Below are 17,211 nucleotides of genomic sequence, written 5' to 3'. Positions count from 1 at the left end.
ATGTGGAATATAAAACCCCCGAGTCGCAGTATCTTTGCGACTCGGGGGTTTTGCCTTTTTAGTAACGATCTTCGTTCTCTACAATTACCTCTACAGAGGCTTGAATTTTAGGGTCTTCAATATACAAAACAGTAATAGTGGCTTTCCCCTTCTTTAGACCGGTTATTTTACCATCACCTGAAACCGTCAGGATGGCTATGTTGCTGCTTGTCCAGAGGAGTTTATCTTTAAAGTCATTTTTGATTAAGCTTTCTGGCCAAAGTACAAGACCGTTATTAAATAAATCTCTGGAATTATCCGGTCCAACTCCTATTTTGAATGGCGCGGGTAAGGATAGGTTAGTTAATTTAACACCAATTGCTATTTCTTTAAAGGCTTCAATAACAGGGGAGGATCCTTTTACAATCACTTTGACCTTGACTGATTTGGTAAACACGTTGCCCTTTAACTTTATAGTTTTGTTATCAGGGGTAGGGACGTATGTTGCATAATTACTTCCATCCCCTTCCAGGCTCCATACGTATTCAACCGGATCGGAATTCTCTACAGGTTGAACGACAGACACATTTAACGGTATTTCATTTCCGATGTTTACAAAAGAATCCCCATTAATTTGTATCTCACGAACAGGATTTGTAATTGTAACGGTATGTTCTTTTGAATAGATAGCACCGTTAGGCTTCCGATCAGTTTTGACTGTGGCCACAATTGTCACTGATCCAGATCGATTAGCCAGCAGGGTTGCTTTACTTCCAATAGATGGATCGGTATTTTTAGTTATTGTAGCATTGGCTGAATTCGCCCCTGGTTTGATGGACCATTCGTAGCCAATTATGGTTTCATCAAAGGGCTCATAACTAGCTTCGAAGGGAACTTTCTCACCGACTATAGCGTCCTTAGCTCCTGTAATCGTTAAATCAGCTGAAACGACTTTTACTTTTGCAGTAGTAAAGACGTGGCTACCATCGCTTCTTACATCTCTAGCTGTAACCACTAATGTTGCTTCTCCGGCTTTTAGACCTCTTATTACTCCGGTGTCACTAATAGAGACTATATCCGACTGTTTAGACAACCAACTGACTTCTTTGTTGTTGGCATCTTCAGGTGTTATGACAGGTAGCAGTTTCAGTTCACTATCTATCCGAATCACTGTATCTTGAAGTTGAATGTTCGCTACTTTAACGATAGCTTCAAAGGAAATCGGAGAGAAACTTATTGTTACCCGTTCTCGGGTGACTGGTGTAGGGTTCGGTAAATCTCCGGTGAATGGAGACAGATCGATACTGTGCCCACCATTATAACCTGAGATTGATTTTCCGATAAATGAGCCAACAATATCACCAGTGAAAGATATATTTGCTAATGGAGCCAGAACAGTACCATATAATTTGTATCCGCGTAGGCTAAATGATGTTGCTTCATAAAAATTGTATAACACGTTTTTACTGCTTACACCTGTAAGGGTGTTGGTGCCATTGCTGATGGTTACATTTTCCCCGGAAATATTGACAACAGTAGTGGAAGTGCTTGGAGTATCAATGCTCAGGCTATTAATACTTCCATTGGTTGGATTTAAATGAAATATGTTAAGTTTAGGATCGGTTCCCTTTAGAGTAATGGTCTGATACAGATCGGTTGATTTGGACGTCTCCGGTAATGCTGCATAATACAATGAACGATTTTTAAGTTTTTTCCCAACCTCAGCAAAATCAATATAGTTGTCTTTATGCTGAGTTTGATTAATAAGGTAGGCTGGAGCCGTTATATTGCCACCGTAATAGGCCATCCCTTTCATTGAACCACCATTTAAGGTCAAGTTTCTACCTGCCACAACAGTTGCAGTAGTATCGGCATTTGTTAATGAACCTCCTAAACTAAATGATGCAATATTTATATTCCCACCTGCTGCTATACGCCAATTATTTGTGAATCCATTGTTTGGGAAATCAATGTTCTCAAGCATAAAGATTGAATAATCATTAGCTATGCCCAGTGATGAGACTGGAGCATTGGATCCAGGGAATGAAGATGTCGCTGCATGGATCTCATCATAATAAATCTTAGAATTATCCAATAGGTATGTCTTCTTTTCTTGTGGAATTGCAGTAAGACTAAAAGTGTTAGCAGAATTGTTTATTGGTGTATAAGATTTGACGTTGTTACTTTCTGTTAACTTATAGTTAATGTTCCCTAAATTTTTAGATAGAGTATATCCCTCGCTTAAAGTACCGCTTTTACTCATGCCTTCTGGAAGAGGATCACTAAATTCCAGATTAGGCGGAAATTTCTCTTCAAATTGAACGTTTGAGATCACTAGATCTTCAATCCCTTGCTCACCTGGATCAACAGCAAGATAAGGAACAGCGTTTGGCGTTACTGTGTACGTAAAAGTGATCGGATTCCCTTTTTCAACAGTAGAGTTAGACTGTGTACGTTGAATCGTAAGGTTTGATTCGATTTTTTGAACGTTTACATTTATAGTTTTAGTAGAGATTGCACCTTGTCTGTCCCTGGCAGTAATCTCAATTTGAAGATTTCCCCCTGCAGGAAGAGGATTGTTAAAAGTTTGCGTAACGGTCTCTCCAGATAAAATTGCTTTCTCGTTCATTGTATAGCCGGTAATTACATTATCGTTTTGTTTAAACTTAATACTGGTAAATAGGTTCTTGTCTTTCAAATCCCAGTCATCGACTGTATAGCTGACGACCAGTTGGTTCTGGTAAGAAGGTTTAATGCTTTTGTCCATAGGTGTATGCACAGTAATTTCTGGAGCATGATTGGCACCTGTAAATGCACGGTACATCGTGTTTACGAACAACTTTTGTTCCCATTTTGGGAAAGAGGTTGCTTGAGTTCTATTATAAGATGTTCCGATGATGTGTCCGGTTCCTGAGTAAGTTACACTCCCTTTAGAGTACGTATAGTAGTGGTTCCAGCTGTCGTTAATATCCCGATTACTTCCAGTAATGTTGTACCAAGGAATGACAGTGGAATCTTCTAAGTCAAGGGTAAAGTATTGATTATGTGTGTTGGCTACCTTATTCTTATCATCTTGCTCGCTTAAATTAAAAGGATATTGAGTTAGCAATCCATCGTTCACAGGAGTAACAGAGGTTGATGTACTCGGAGCATTTAAGCCCAAATTGGTTTGAGGGCTGGTTTGACCTGTGATTCCTTGGAACTTATTAATCCATTGGCTACTCTTGTTGTTGCTGGCAATATAAATAGTATCGTGAGTGAACATAACACTTTGCTTGGTATCATTGATGAAATTTAATACAGCATTCGAGGAGAGCTCATCAATTAGAGCTTTTTCATTGTATACATCCCGGAATCCAAACAGGAGCATATCATATGTGCCATTCAAGCCGTATTTTGGAGTAGAGTTTTCCTTACTTTTAATGTATTCATTGAACTGAGTCATTGATTTTGTTTCGATAACTAGTTCGTAGTCCTTAGATACGTTTTGTAGATAGCTAGGATCCATAACTAATTCATTATTAATAAGTTTGCTGTCATTATTTCCATCTGGTAAGATCTGCAATACATTGACCACTGTCTTCTTGCCCTTAAATTGAATAGTACCGATAGTGAAATCGCTTAGAGATTTTTGATTCAGAGAATCTACTGCTTCTAGCTTCCAATAAAGTAGGCCTGAATAAGTCTTGGGAAGTTTGTATTTTATTTCTCCGGTTGTCGAAGTACTTAAGGAGGTGGTTGCAACGACTTGATCTTCAGTCATTTTTGTGGACTTATCTAAGCCCAGATAGAGCTTAACAAGTATAGGGTTCGTTCCTAAATTAACATTTGAAACATTGAACTTGAACGTGAGCTCGTCGCCAGGCGTATAGATCTTGGGTACAGTAGAACCGTATTCGATAATTTGACTCTTGTTAGTAATCTCTAGTTGAGGTCTTTGCTTCATTTTGGACAAATAAGTAGAATTACTTTTTTTCAATTCAGAGATAAAGGTATTTAACTCAGAATCATTAAAGAATAGAACATTAGATTTTGGAGTTAATGCCTGGTATGTATTAAAGGTCTTATATAAAATTCCGTTTTGTGTTGGAGTTGAGAAGGGCTGCTTGTGGAAAATTACGTAAAGCCCTTTATTAATAAAATAATCGGTAATTTCTTTAGCTTTTAGATTAGTTATGTCGTTCATGACTAATTTGGTATTATGGTCTTTTCCAGAAACCCCACTCGTACTGTAAGTCCCCTTCCCGATATAAATCGCATCGTATCTTCCATCCAGATCATCCCGCAGCGCCACAAAGCGCTTCATACTCATCGTATCAATGGTAAGGCCAGATATTCCCGTTTTTAGAGACGCAAGCTCACTAACTCCATTCTCCGTAACCTCAAGCATACGAATCTGATAATCATTTGAACTGGCTTCGACATTCGTGAAGTGATTTTTGAGTGGCAGAACAAGCAGAAGGAGAAGCAAGATCGTTACTGTAAAAAGATAGATCCTTTTGTTACTGGCAAATTTCATGTTCATCTCTCCCTGATTGTTAACTATTGGTAGATATGGTCGAATTGTATGTTGTGTATGCTAGTTTCCGACAGCTTTTTCAGCTGAATTCGTTGTAAAATTATCCAATCTATGTTATATACATTCTAGGACATTCAGCATTGATAGACAACATAAATCTATTGAAATATACCTATAAATTTATTACTAAAGTCCCAAGTCTATTGAAAAATACGCTAGTTTGACAAAATTGATGAATCCGTAATTATGGAAAAAATCATTTTCATATTTTGCAGAAATGTAACTGGTAATTTATCCTCCGTTTATTCCAAGTATTATCCATTATCTAGTAGGTATAAAGGTATAACCAATAACGGCATATGGAGCTGAACGGACATGGCCATCGCGAAAAAGAGACTTGGAGATTTGCTGGTAGAAAATAATATTATTTCGCAGGAACAGCTGCTTGAAGCACTTGCGGAACAGCGTAAAAGCAAGCGTAAGCTTGGCGATCTGCTAATCTCTCAAGGCTATATCACGGAGCAGCAGCTGATTGAAGTGCTTGAATTCCAGCTCGGCATTCCGCATGTCAGTTTATTTAAATACCAGATTGATCCTGCGATTACGCAGATTATTCCTGAAAGTATGGCTAAGCGTTATCAGGTGCTTCCCTTCTTGAAAGAAGGAGGTAAGCTGATGGTTGCGATGGCCGATCCGCTGGATTATTTTGCGATAGAAGATTTGCGAATGAGTACTGGCTTCCGGATCGAACCTGCTATTTCTACTAGAGATGAGCTACAGCGGGCGATTGCGCGTCATTATGGGATGCGTGATTCTATGAATCAGATGCTAGTAGAGCTCCCTACACAAGAAGAAATAGAAGAAACGGAGATTACAGACGAGGACTCTCCAATCGTGCGTTTGGTCAACCAGATGATTCAGCAGGCTGTTGCTCTGCGGGCGTCTGATATACATATGGATCCAGGTGAGAATAATCTAACGATCCGCTATCGGATTGACGGAACCTTACGGACGGAGCGGATTATCCCTAAGCAGATGCAGGGCTTTATCACCGCTCGTCTGAAAATAATGGCCCGACTGAATATCGCAGAACGGCGTTTGCCACAAGACGGGCGAATCAAAATGCAGTTTGATTACAAAATGGTAGATATTCGTGTATCCTCATTGCCTACGATGCACGGAGAGAAGATAGTGTTGCGGTTACTAGATTTAAGCACTGGGGTCAAATCTGTAGATGCTTTGGGATTCAGTGAGGGAAATGCGGAAGCTTTTAAGGAAATGATCGCTCGCCCTTATGGAATTCTATTAATCACTGGACCTACAGGTAGTGGGAAAACAACAACTTTATATTCAGCGCTGAATCAACTTAATGTAGAAAGTGCAAATATTATCACGGTTGAAGATCCAGTGGAATACCAGCTGGAGGGCGTAAACCAGGTGCACGTAAACTCGGCTATTGGGTTAACCTTTGCGGCGGGACTACGTTCGATTCTCCGACAAGATCCGAATATTGTAATGGTGGGTGAAATACGGGATGCAGAAACTGCTGAAATTGCAGTTCGTGCCTCATTAACAGGTCATCTGGTGTTGTCTACTTTACATACAAACGATGCGATTAGCTCCGTCTCTCGATTGCGAGATATGGGGGTGGAGCCTTACTTGATTGCCTCTTCACTAATAGGTGTAGTAGCGCAGCGGCTCGTTCGTAAAATCTGCACCGACTGCAAAGAAACCTACAAACCGTCTGAGCAGGAAGCGATTATGTTACGTAGCTTGGGGCTGCCAGCGGACGAATTACATCGTGGTCGAGGCTGTGGTAGCTGTAGCAGTTCCGGTTATCGTGGCCGAATAGCGATTCATGAGGTACTTAGTATTGACGATCATTTGCGGCAGCTTATTACGAACACCGCTTCGGTAGAAGAACTGCGTATCGCAGGAAAAGCGCGTGGACTTGTTCAACTGATGGATGACGGACTACTCAAAGTTAGTCAGGGAATCACGACGTTACAAGAGGTCATGCGTGAGACGGTCTCACATTAGGATATATAAGGTGAATTGCATTTTAATCTAGGGGGAGCAGCGGATGCCAACGTATACGCGGGATATAAGACAGCTTTTGCAGACAGCTTACTCCTCCAAAGCTTCCGACTTACATATCTCTGTAGGCTCGCCTCCAGTTATACGTATGGATGGAACGCTTCACCCTCTTGAGGGTGAACCAGTATCAGCCGATGAAGCTGCTGAAATGGCAGAAGCGCTGCTTGGCAGTGAAAGAAGCGAAGTGTTTCGGAATGCAGGCGAGGTAGATTTCTCTTATCCGCTGGATGGCGGTGCAAGATTTCGGGTGAATGTTTATCGTCAGCGGGGTGAAATTAGTATTGCTGCCCGGGCAATTCCTGCAGAGATTCCGAGTCTAGAACAGCTGTCGATGCCTCCAATTTTGTCCACTTTATCACTCAAACCACAAGGTTTGATTCTAGTTACAGGCCCTACGGGCAGCGGTAAATCCTCTACGTTAGCAGCTATGCTGAATTACATTAACAAGACCGAAAGCAAGCATATTGTGACACTTGAAGATCCTATAGAATTTCTGCATAGTCATGGAACCTGTTTAGTGGATCAACGCGAAGTGGGCAGTGACACAGCTAGCTTTGCGAGCGGACTACGTGCTGCATTACGTCAGGATCCGGATGTTATTCTCGTTGGAGAGATGCGGGATTTGGAGACCATTACAGCAGCAGTTACTGCCGCGGAAACAGGTCATCTAGTGATGGCAACCTTACATACAACAGACGCACCACAGACGATTGATCGAATTATTGACGCTTTTCCGGGTCATCAGCAGGGACAGATTCGTTCACAGTTAGCCTCAGTATTACTGGCAGTTGTCAGTCAGCGGTTGTTTCCAAGGGCAGGAGGACGCGGGCGGATATGTGCAACAGAAATCTTAGTGAATACACCTGCCGTAGCCAACCTCATTCGTACCGAAAAGACACATCAGATTAAAAATGTAATGCAAACTGGACGCTCGCAAGGCATGCATACGTTGGACATGAGTATCCGTGAGTATATATCTCAGGATTTCATTCATCCGGCTGCAGCTAAGGCGTTTATGGCGGAGGTGAGTAGCTGATGCCTCTTTTTGAATATCAAGTGAAGACAACCGCAGGTAAATCCATTAAAGGAAAGCTGACCGCAACAGATAAGCCTACGGCAATGGAAGAGCTACGCAAGCGGGGACTTACGGTGTTCTCGCTGATCGAACGCAAAACAACGATTCTATCGATGGATATTTATATTGGTAATCCAGTCAAACCGCTTCATTTCATCATTTATTGTAGGCAGTTTGCCACGCTTATGCGTGCTGGAGTTTCGATTGTGGATGCAACACGTATTTTGGCAGAGCAAACAGAAAGTAAACCACTACGTAAAGCACTAGCAGATGTGAACTCTAGCCTGATGCGCGGGATATCGTTCTCACAAGCTGTTCAGGATCATAAAAAAATCTTCCCGCAGCTATTCGTCAGCATGATCCGTGCCGGTGAAGAATCCGGAGATATTGAAGGGACGCTCGACAGGTTAGCGATGTTTTTTGAGAAACAGCACTCTACGACAGAGAAGATTAAATCTGCGCTCACTTATCCGATTACGGTCGGGGTGATGGCGATTGGAGCGGTTATATACCTGCTCTGGGCGATAGTCCCGCAGTTTGTAACGATGTTCGAATCGATGAATGCAGAGCTTCCAGCGATTACAAAGATGGTATTGGCCCTTAGCAAAAGCATTCAAGGTCAATGGTATTTCTGGATACTCGGAGTTCTCCTCCTAGTGATAGCTTTTCAGATTACAAAACGCACAGAAAAGGGTGCCTATGCGCTTGATTATGCCAAGCTGAAGATTCCGGTGTTCGGCAAGCTGAATCAAAAAGGCTCGATTGCTCAGTTTACGCGTACTTTTTCATCTCTATATGCCAGTTCAGTTCCGATCCTGCAATCCTTGGTGATTGTAGAAGAGGTAGCAGGAAATAAGGTCATTGGAGGTTTTATCCGTAGTGCAGGAGATTCGCTGAGACAAGGGAATCCACTGTCTGAACCTCTGAAAAAAGCATGGGTCTTCCCGCCGCTGGTTACACAAATGATTGCGATTGGTGAAGAGACGGGGGCGCTCGACACGATGTTGTCTAAGGTAGCTGATTTCTATGAGATGGACGTAGAAAATACCGTTGATCGTCTGAAGTCATTACTTGAACCGTTACTGATTGCTTTTTTAGCAGGTGTTGTAGGTGTGATTGTGGCCGCTATTATGCTGCCGATGTTCAGTCTGTACGGTAATATGTGAACCTTGCGGTTCCTTGTAAATATTGAGAGGGGTGACGCCCGAGGGAGCAGGGCAGGGCCACAGATCTTTTGCTGGCGCTGACTAGGAAGGATCATTAGTGTAGCGGGATTCATTGAAACAAAAAAATATAGGCCTTATTATCACACACCACTTAGAGGGGGAAATAAAATGTTAGCACAAGCCATTAAGAGAAGATTGAGCAAAGAGGAAAATCAAAAGGGGTTTACGCTAATTGAGTTATTGGCAGTTATCGTTATTTTGGGGATTATCGCGGTTATTGCTATACCGATGATTGGTGGGATTATTAATAATTCAAAGAAAGATGCAGACCTGGCGACAGCACGACAACTTTATGACGCGTCTCGTATGTATATAATGGGTGAGAAGAATGGCAATTTTACATCTGTTGCGAAAGTAACCCTTGATGAGCTGAAATCAGGTAATTATATTGATCAGACTCTTGTTTTACCAAGCTCAAAAGAATCACTTAATGATAGTACAACATTTGTGAGTTTTAATGCCAAAGGGGAATTAGTTTCGGTAACTATCGATCCAAAACCAGCGGGAAGTGATAATGGAGTTTATGTTGCTGAAAAGGTGCTAGGTGCGAAAGCAGCTCCTACACCAACTCCAGTTTCAGGTGACTAACATTATCTTTTATTTATAGATTGAAATTTTTTTACTCCAAGGAATCGGACTTCCCGATTCCTTTTTTAAAATCCAGAAAGCCAACAGAGGAAATCCATGACAATATTCATCGCAAGTTACATCACATTATTGGGCCTGATTCTGGGCTCCTTCTATAACGTAGTGGCACTGCGTGTGCCAGCTAAGGAATCCTTACTCAATCCACCGTCACATTGCCCGAACTGCAATACACGGCTAAAGGTGCGGGATTTGATTCCGGTAATAAGCTACCTGCTGTCAGGAGGCAAGTGTCGTTATTGCGGCACAAGGGTGTCGCCTTTATATCCGCTAGGAGAAGCTGTAACGGGTTTGCTTTTTCTATGGGTATACTTGCAGTTTGGGCTGACAGGTAAGGGAGTCGTCGGATTTGTGCTTGTGAGTCTGACGGTTATTGTGACAGTTTCTGACTTGAAGTACATGCTGATTCCGAACAAGGTGTTGCTGTTCTTTTTGCCGCTGCTGCTCATTCTTGTATTGCTCTTTCCGGAGGGGCCGTTATGGCATCACTTGTTAGGAGCTGTCCTTGGAGGAGGTATCCTAATTCCCTTTGTGTTGTTAGGCGGGATGGGGGCTGGGGATGTGAAGTTATTTGCGCTACTAGGCTTGGTCATCGGATTTCCGAATGTTATTTTGGCCTTTCTGCTGGCCTGTCTGCTTGGAAGTGTGGTCGGAGGACTGCTAATGCTGCTTGGTATCATCAAACGCAAACAACCGGTTCCTTTTGGTCCATGGTTAGCAATAGGTGCATTAATTAGTTTCGGGTATGGTTCACACATCATTGGCGCGTATCTCTCGCTCATCGGATAGGAGGAAACCGATCATATGCTTGGATTAGGCCCTAAAGTGGCCGGGATTTCAATTGAGGCTACCGGTATTCGTTATATTAGTTTTAAGAATAAACAGTCATGGGAAGTCCGCAAAAAACGGTATCTTCCGCTCCTTCCAGGCATGATCATTGAGAATCAGGTGGCGGATAGTGAGGCGCTTTATGATCGGGTCAGGCAGTGGGTGAAGAAAGAAGGGTTAAGGGGCAGTAAGGTTTCCTTGTCTATTCCACCTTCGCAGATCATCATCCGCAAAATGAGCATCCCAAGTACCAACGACAAACAGGTAGAGCAGCTTGTAAAGCTCGAAGTGGAGACGGGGCTGCATTTGCCATTTGAAAATCCTGTTTACGACTACGTGACGCTCGAAGTGGATGAGGAACATAGTCATTTGCTCGTATTTGCTGCTCCGCGGAAATCGATACAGGATTATGTAGATATTCTGGAGCGTGCAGGTCTCCGAATAAGCAGTGTTGAAATTTCGGCAACGGCCTTGGCGCGAAGTATAGCAACTGGACATGGGGAAAGCTTTGCGGAAACAATGCTTATTAATCTAGAGCCTTCGGTCATGGACATTTATATGTTCAGAAACGGGAATCCGGTATTCATTCGTACGATTAACTTGCTTGATCTGCATAAGGGAAGAAACGTTGCGGCGACGGCAATGGAATTCATGGCAGACAGTGAGGTCTTGGCAGAAACAGCAGTAGCTGTAGAAGAGCAATTATCACCGGAGCAAATGGTGGAGATCACTGCGGAAATCTCGCGGATGCTTAGCTTCTACCAGTACAGCTTACACGATGGTTCGACTCGTATCAAAAACCTAGTCATAACAGGTACCCCCTCCATTCGTAAACAGCTAGACCTAGAGCTTCAGCAGTCGCTGGCAGAACTCGATATTACACCGATAAGCCTAGATCAGATGGGGAAAAATGCTGTATCTGATCTCGAGCTAAATGATTATCGAGTAGCCGCAGGAACGGCTCTAAAAAGCATCATCAGCGTGGATACGATTGATTTACTGCCGAGAGAAGACCGAGAGACGTTATTATTCCCCTATGTGACCATGGGTCTTGTGGCGATCTGGCTGGTGGGAACGATTGGGACGGGGATTTATTTTTCAGCTAATAAGGGTCAAATCTCTAATGGTAAAGAGGAGCTGCAGGGCTTGCAGGATCGCAGTTTAATGCTACAGGTAGAGCTTGGCAAACTTAAGAACAGCGGACCTGGGCAGTTAGATCGGAAGGTAGCTATCGAGAAGATTCAGAATAGTAAGGTAATTGCTGTTCCTATTCTGGATGAATTAGTTGAAGGGTTGCCACCGGGTGCTGTGATCCTTGATATTAACTACACCTACCGCACTGCTATTGACTTGACTGTAAACGTACCAGCTATGGTGGATGCTTCTAATTATTTAAGACAACTTCGCCAAATGTCTTTTACAGTGGACGCCTCAATTTCGAAGCTGACTGAAGGAACGGCCGGTCAGAATGCTGGAACAAGTTCTTTAAATATGTATACAGCGATTTATAAAGTAAACTTATTATCTAATAATCAACAGGCCAATGGAACGGATGTAAGCCAAGAGGAGGTGAATAGCGATGGAACAGTTCAATAAGTATCGCTCTCCAATCGTACTAGGTGTATTGATTCTGTTCTTGGTGCTGTTTGCCTTTTATATGCTGGGGGTTCAACCGACCAATAAAGAAATATCCGCACAGAACGCTGAGGTCAGCCAGCTTGAAAAAGAAGCAGAGATTCTCCAAGCTAAAATTAATGAACTGAAAAGCAATGCAGCTTCTGTGGATTCAGAACAACAGGAACTTCTAGCAGCACTCCCGAAAGGCGATGAAAGCGAAGGTTTGATCGTTGATTTGCGGGGAGTAAGCACTTCCTCAGAAGCGCGGCTAAGAGACGTTAGCTTTATTCTGGATGAGGCTAATCCGATTCAGCAAATGACAGGCTCAGCAGAAGTATTGTTCCCTACCATCAAACAGATCAAAATGACCGCAGTCATAGAAGGTACGTATACGGGGATACGACAATGGATGGAGGAGTTGCAGAAGCTGCCGCGTATTGTGAATGTTGACTCGTTTAATTTCCAACAGTCCTATGAAGAGCGTTCTGCGAACACTCCAGAAAGTATCTTGACTGCTAACGTAGCTTTCACAGCTTTTTATGAGGCCGTTACTCCAACATCGAATTAGAAATCTCACCCATGTAATAAAACAATTGCACCATTATACGACTCCACTTTTCCTGTAAAACAGGAGGGTGGTTTTTTTCGTTACCGAAAATATATAAATCCGTTTTCATTCCCCTGTTTATTGGGTATTTTAGCTTGCGGGGTGCATAAGCTGGAACAGTGGCTATCGCCTGTATTTTTCAAATGACAAAGGAGGAATTCCGAATGAACAAAAAGTGGATGATTGGTTCGTTGGCCCTTTCCATAGGGCTGATCTCAGCAAGTGGGGGAGCTATGGCAGCTTCACCGTCAGCAGGAAGTACGGAAATCAAGAAGGTGGCTGTGTCTGCACCTGGGAAAGAGGGCCCTGCTACCATCAATAATTTGACGGTGAAAAGTATCATTCCGCTCGTAGTCCATGCAAGAGCTCTTTATTTCTATAGTAATCGAGGCGGCAATATCTTCCCGATAGAAACCTTCACATATAAAGCGCAGGAGTACCGTTATCTTTCCAGTGATCTTGGCACCAAGACGAAGCTAATGAATTACATAAAAAAAGCGTACACTCACAACGCTGCAGCTTATTATGTACAGACACAGTTTTTAGAGCATGACGGAAGAATGTCGCAGGTTAATGCAGATGTGGGCAATCTATTAATGTATGAAAAAGCCACCGCCCGCATGCTCTCCAAGACTGCGACAACCGCTGAATTTGAACTGACCGTTCCTTATCCAGAAGCGCAGGGAAGCAGTGAGTCGGTGTATGTGAAGCTGAAGAAAGTGGAGGGATACTGGAGAATCGACATGTCGCCGGATATTCTTTTTTGAGGAAAGGGAAAGGTATTAGAGGAAAGAGGATAGTAGGGGTTATGAACTAACAGCGCTTAAGATCAGAGGTATAAACAACGCCTGCGAATTTGCCTTTGCGGGTAATAATGACACAATCATTCTTCATAGGATCTGGGCGGTTCATAGCAGTAGCGAATACGACATCAAGTGGAGTGGAGATATCATAGACTAGCGGTGTTTTGCTCATAAGCTTCATGGCAGGTTCTTTGTAGAACATATCTACCCCTGATCTTCCTGTAGCTTTTAAAAAGAAACGTTCGCTCATTAATAATCCAAGTGGTTCATTCATAGCATTACAGACGACAATACATTTCGATTCCGGATGCTGGAACATTACGCGAAGGGCTTCTCTACAAGTACGTGAGGCGAAAATAGCAGGTGCACTGCGGACAATATTAGAAAGATCATTTACAAGAGCTATTGACATGGTGTTCATCCTTTCTGATTATAGGTCTATTTCTAATGTACCCCCGAATCGTAAATTTTAAAGGCGAGAAAGGTCATCTACAGGTAAAATAGATTCACAAGCAAAAACGGTCAGAACCTCACGAGGTCTGGCCGTTTTTTTTGTAAGTAATCTATTCACTTCGCACGCCGTCCTCTACCAACTGCTTTCTAGGTGCTTCTGGAATAACGGATTTGCTCACGCCTCCACGATTGATGGCGATTAATCGTTTTTGTGCGTAATACACATCGCGGGACAGCTTTTTTACCTCAGTGGATTTACCGTCAACTAACCGGGTGCTGTAGGTTTCAACAACATAGCCAGTTTTCCCGTTTTGAATAACACGTGTACCTCCGCGAGGGAGGGAAGGGTCGTTTACGTACTTGTCGACTGGAGGCAGCACCTCTACGATTTGTGAATGGACTTTATAAGTAACATTTTGCGGAAAGGTACCGAAGAGCTTGATCGTTAGTGAGCGGCCTTGCACAGCTGCTTTAATGACAAGATATTTGCCAGTCGTATTGCGAAAACGGAAGTTAATATAGCCTTCAGCAAACGTCGCATCCTGGCCCTTGGGTAAATAGTTGACCGGCAAGGAGTGATTGCGGCGCTCCACAATCTCTAGTCCAGTACGAAGAGCGGCGTTGTACAGTGTACTGGACACTTGGCAGATTCCGCCGCCGACACCGGCTTGTAGCTTACCGTTCACAATGACTGGCGCTTCGCGGAAGCCATATTCTATTTTTGCTTTTTCAATAGCTTTGCCATAATCAAAGACCGCTCCAGGTGGGAGCACCGTTCCGTTCACAGCTTTGGCCGCTGATTCAACGTTGTAGATTCGTCCAGGTCCACTTGCGCCGAGTGAGGTGCTGAATTGCATGATTTTTCGCTCAATGCCTTGCTCTTTTAATGCGTTTAGGGTGATATCCGGCTGTAATATAGTTAAAGGAACTTCCAGTGTAATCCCCTTCTCCTGGAGCGTAATCAGACGATTAAACCGAGTGGGAGCGGCAGCCGACAGTGAGGTGACCATTCCTGTCCAGTCTACCTCAAGAGAAGTCTTCTCGGGCGTATACACTACACGATCATCCCCCGTAATTCGCCGCGTAGCATCGACCGGATCTCCAAAGGATTCTCTCTCCCAAGCGGGACTTAGGATGGTCTTTAATTGAGCGATATTCAGATGGGCTTCAAGACTCCAATTCTGGGGGAAGCTGTAACGGGCTTTTACCCGATCCCATAGACCTCCTTCTGTGAGATCCTGTAGTCCTTGCTCAAAAGCCGCGGCCGCATAGGTCATTCCGGCTTGTTTAAGCTTGAGGGTAAGCTCAGAATTCCCTTCTACCTGCAGAACGAGGGGGACAGATTCAAGGGCATGGAGCTTCTCCTCCAGTTCGGAACGAGCCTCCGAGATGTTCAGCCCGCCCACCTCCCATCCGGCAAGGGTTGTACCTTTTGGAAGCGTGTTATTGTGGCTATATAGATGAAGTCCCCCATATATTAATGAGCCGATAAGAATGAGTGCAGTGAGTACTATGAGGGCCAGATGAATTTTTTTCATGATTAATCCCCTTCCTGGATGGCATCTGCGAGCAGGCACCGTAGGTGCTTTTTCTATTTATATGTACAGACACTACAAAACTTTCGAATAGTGGAGCAGTTACGGGGTACTCAATCGGTTACAGATTTGTTACAATAGATACATTGCGGAAATATTGAAGTTTATGGAAACTTAAGCTGGACCCTGTCGATTCAAACAAGTGGAAAATGTCATAATTGGGAAGTGAGAAAATGATTGAAATGCAAGATGTATGGAAGACCTACCCTAACGGAACTCACGCACTGCAAGGAGTTTCAGTAAAAATTGACCGCAATGAATTCGTGTATGTTGTCGGTCCATCCGGCGCGGGTAAATCTACTTTTATGAAATTGATTTATAGAGAAGAAGTGCCAACTAAGGGTCAAATTTCTGTGGGAGGCTTTAACATAGGGAAGCTTAAACAACGTAAAATCCCATATGTGCGCCGTAATATCGGCGTTGTATTTCAAGACTTTCGGCTATTGCCAAGGATGACGGCTTATGAGAATGTCGCTTTTGCCATGGAGGTTATTGAAGCGCCGAAGAAGGTCATCAAGAAACGTGTGAATGAAGTTCTCGATCTGGTTGGACTCAAAAATAAAGCGAATCGTGAGCCCTCACAGCTCTCTGGCGGCGAGCAGCAGCGGATTGCAATTGCAAGGGCTATTGTTAACAACCCCTCTGTTATTATTGCGGACGAGCCTACAGGCAACTTGGACCCTGAGACTTCATGGGGCATAATGCAACTGCTGGACGAAATTAATTTTCGTGGAACAACGATTGTAATGGCTACCCATAATAAAGATATCGTGAACAAAATGCGCAAACGGGTGCTTGCGATTGAGAACGGAAATATTGTTAGAGACCAAGCGAGAGGGGAATATGGATATGAGTTTTAAAACCTTCTTGCGACATGTGCGGGAAGGCTTCAAAAGCGTATTCCGTAATGGCTGGATGTCGATTGCTTCGATCACTTCCATCGTCGTCTCTCTTTTTGTCCTAGGTGTATTTATTCTTCTTGTTCTTAATGTGAATGCTGTAGCGGATGAGGCAGACAGTCAGGTACAAATTAATGTGCATTTGGCACTGAATGTAGACCAGAAAATGCGTGAGACTTTGCAGACTGAAATTGGCAATATGCCAGAGGTCAGCAAGATTACGTTTATCTCCAAGGACCAAGGACTTAAAGATCTCCGTGCAGACATGGGTGAGGACGCAGCGGAGCTTCTGGAAGGGTTCGATGAAGACAATAACCCTCTCCCGGATACGCTTAAGGTAGAAGTTGTTGAACCTACTACAGTAGCCTTTGTGGCAGAAAAGATTGAAGCACTCAACAAGACACATACCGAGGAGCCTATTTACAAAGTGAAATATGGCAAGGGCTCGATAGAAACCTTGTTCAAAATAACGCGCGCTGTACGTAATATTGGTTTTATTTTTGTTGCAGGTCTTGCGCTCATGTCTATGTTCCTCATCTCCAATACGATTCGGGTTACGATTCTTGCCCGTCGTAAGGAGATTGGTATTATGAAGCTGGTTGGCGCGACAAATTATTTTATTCGCTGGCCTTTCTTTATAGAAGGGGCACTGATCGGATTGATCGGATCACTTGTCACCTCTGGTATCTTATATTTGGGTTACAGCGGGTTGGAGTCCTCCGTACAGGGAGATCCAATGCTCCAATTGCAGCTGATTCCATTCGGAGATATTTGGATGCAAATCATTGGTGTGTTAGTTGGGCTAGGCGTGCTGATCGGCGTCTGGGGAAGTACGGTTTCTATTCGAAAGTTCTTGAAAGTTTAATAT

General features: G+C 43.4%; 13 protein-coding genes. 10 read left to right on the top strand and 3 right to left on the bottom strand.

Going from position 1 to position 17,211, the window contains the following annotated elements:
- Positions 1-58 precede the first annotated feature (58 nt).
- Positions 59-4,498: a DUF5057 domain-containing protein gene (locus tag NST74_RS27335; RefSeq protein WP_341115443.1), complete on the bottom strand. Its 4,440-nt coding sequence runs from the start codon at positions 4,496-4,498 to the stop codon at positions 59-61.
- A gap of 375 nt (positions 4,499-4,873) precedes the next feature.
- Between NST74_RS27335 and NST74_RS27330 the strand changes: the two genes are divergently transcribed.
- From NST74_RS27330 to NST74_RS27295, 8 genes are all read left to right on the top strand, one after another.
- Positions 4,874-6,538: a GspE/PulE family protein gene (locus NST74_RS27330; RefSeq protein WP_341115442.1), complete on the top strand. Its 1,665-nt coding sequence runs from the start codon at positions 4,874-4,876 to the stop codon at positions 6,536-6,538.
- A gap of 43 nt (positions 6,539-6,581) precedes the next feature.
- The gene (locus NST74_RS27325; RefSeq protein ID WP_341115441.1) at positions 6,582-7,631 is read left to right on the top strand and encodes a type IV pilus twitching motility protein PilT; all 1,050 of its coding nucleotides are present in this window, start codon (positions 6,582-6,584) and stop codon (positions 7,629-7,631) included.
- Positions 7,631-8,836, top strand: coding sequence for a type II secretion system F family protein (locus tag NST74_RS27320; protein WP_341115440.1), 1,206 nt, complete (start codon positions 7,631-7,633; stop codon positions 8,834-8,836). The genes NST74_RS27325 and NST74_RS27320 overlap by 1 nt, the downstream gene beginning before the upstream one ends.
- 168 nt (positions 8,837-9,004) lie before the next feature.
- Positions 9,005-9,484, top strand: coding sequence for a type II secretion system protein (locus NST74_RS27315; RefSeq protein ID WP_341115439.1), 480 nt, complete (start codon positions 9,005-9,007; stop codon positions 9,482-9,484).
- A gap of 96 nt (positions 9,485-9,580) precedes the next feature.
- Positions 9,581-10,330, top strand: coding sequence for a prepilin peptidase (locus tag NST74_RS27310; RefSeq protein WP_341115438.1), 750 nt, complete (start codon positions 9,581-9,583; stop codon positions 10,328-10,330).
- A 15-nt stretch (positions 10,331-10,345) separates the two neighbouring features.
- Positions 10,346-11,965 (top strand): pilus assembly protein PilM, encoded by a 1,620-nt coding sequence (gene pilM, locus NST74_RS27305; RefSeq protein ID WP_341115437.1) that lies wholly within the window; start codon positions 10,346-10,348, stop codon positions 11,963-11,965.
- The gene (locus tag NST74_RS27300; RefSeq protein ID WP_341115436.1) at positions 11,949-12,554 is read left to right on the top strand and encodes a type IV pilus inner membrane component PilO; all 606 of its coding nucleotides are present in this window, start codon (positions 11,949-11,951) and stop codon (positions 12,552-12,554) included. Before pilM ends, NST74_RS27300 begins: the two co-directional genes overlap by 17 nt.
- 203 nt (positions 12,555-12,757) lie before the next feature.
- Positions 12,758-13,360, top strand: coding sequence for a DL-endopeptidase inhibitor IseA family protein (locus NST74_RS27295; RefSeq protein ID WP_341115435.1), 603 nt, complete (start codon positions 12,758-12,760; stop codon positions 13,358-13,360).
- Between the two features lie 46 nt (positions 13,361-13,406).
- Here the strand turns inward: NST74_RS27295 and NST74_RS27290 are convergent, their stop codons facing one another.
- Positions 13,407-13,808 (bottom strand): hypothetical protein, encoded by a 402-nt coding sequence (locus tag NST74_RS27290; RefSeq protein WP_341115434.1) that lies wholly within the window; start codon positions 13,806-13,808, stop codon positions 13,407-13,409.
- Positions 13,809-13,959: 151 nt separating this feature from the next.
- Entirely contained in the window at positions 13,960-15,387 is a 1,428-nt protein-coding gene (locus NST74_RS27285) for a VanW family protein (protein WP_341115433.1), read from the bottom strand.
- A 230-nt stretch (positions 15,388-15,617) separates the two neighbouring features.
- On the opposite strand from NST74_RS27285, the gene ftsE reads away from it, so the two are divergent.
- Together ftsE and ftsX are read left to right on the top strand one after the other, a co-directional pair.
- On the top strand, positions 15,618-16,304 hold the full coding sequence (gene ftsE / locus NST74_RS27280; protein ID WP_042131302.1) for a cell division ATP-binding protein FtsE: 687 nt from the start codon (positions 15,618-15,620) through the stop codon (positions 16,302-16,304).
- Positions 16,294-17,208, top strand: a complete 915-nt coding sequence (gene ftsX / locus NST74_RS27275) for a permease-like cell division protein FtsX (protein ID WP_341115432.1) — start codon at positions 16,294-16,296, stop codon at positions 17,206-17,208. Before ftsE ends, ftsX begins: the two co-directional genes overlap by 11 nt.
- The last annotated feature ends 3 nt before the right edge of the window (positions 17,209-17,211 follow it).

The sequence above is a fragment of the Paenibacillus sp. FSL F4-0125 genome (assembly GCF_038008565.1).
Lineage (GTDB): Bacteria > Bacillota > Bacilli > Paenibacillales > Paenibacillaceae > Paenibacillus_AQ.
Note: the sequence above shows the minus strand (reverse complement) of the source record. Positions and strands in the feature narration are given on the sequence as shown.

Bases quoted from the DNA above. Each gene is read 5' to 3' on its own strand.
- NST74_RS27325 (WP_341115441.1), top strand. From the start codon at position 6,582: ATGCCAACGTATACGCGGGATATAAGACAGCTTTTGCAGACAGCTTAC.
- NST74_RS27310 (WP_341115438.1), top strand. From the start codon at position 9,581: ATGACAATATTCATCGCAAGTTACATCACATTATTGGGCCTGATTCTG.
- NST74_RS27330 (WP_341115442.1), top strand. From the start codon at position 4,874: ATGGCCATCGCGAAAAAGAGACTTGGAGATTTGCTGGTAGAAAATAAT.
- pilM (WP_341115437.1), top strand. From the start codon at position 10,346: ATGCTTGGATTAGGCCCTAAAGTGGCCGGGATTTCAATTGAGGCTACC.
- NST74_RS27335 (WP_341115443.1), bottom strand. From the start codon at position 4,498: ATGAAATTTGCCAGTAACAAAAGGATCTATCTTTTTACAGTAACGATC.
- NST74_RS27300 (WP_341115436.1), top strand. From the start codon at position 11,949: ATGGAACAGTTCAATAAGTATCGCTCTCCAATCGTACTAGGTGTATTG.
- NST74_RS27320 (WP_341115440.1), top strand. From the start codon at position 7,631: ATGCCTCTTTTTGAATATCAAGTGAAGACAACCGCAGGTAAATCCATT.
- NST74_RS27315 (WP_341115439.1), top strand. From the start codon at position 9,005: ATGTTAGCACAAGCCATTAAGAGAAGATTGAGCAAAGAGGAAAATCAA.
- NST74_RS27295 (WP_341115435.1), top strand. From the start codon at position 12,758: ATGAACAAAAAGTGGATGATTGGTTCGTTGGCCCTTTCCATAGGGCTG.
- NST74_RS27285 (WP_341115433.1), bottom strand. From the start codon at position 15,387: ATGAAAAAAATTCATCTGGCCCTCATAGTACTCACTGCACTCATTCTT.
- NST74_RS27290 (WP_341115434.1), bottom strand. From the start codon at position 13,808: ATGTCAATAGCTCTTGTAAATGATCTTTCTAATATTGTCCGCAGTGCA.
- ftsE (WP_042131302.1), top strand. From the start codon at position 15,618: ATGATTGAAATGCAAGATGTATGGAAGACCTACCCTAACGGAACTCAC.
- ftsX (WP_341115432.1), top strand. From the start codon at position 16,294: ATGAGTTTTAAAACCTTCTTGCGACATGTGCGGGAAGGCTTCAAAAGC.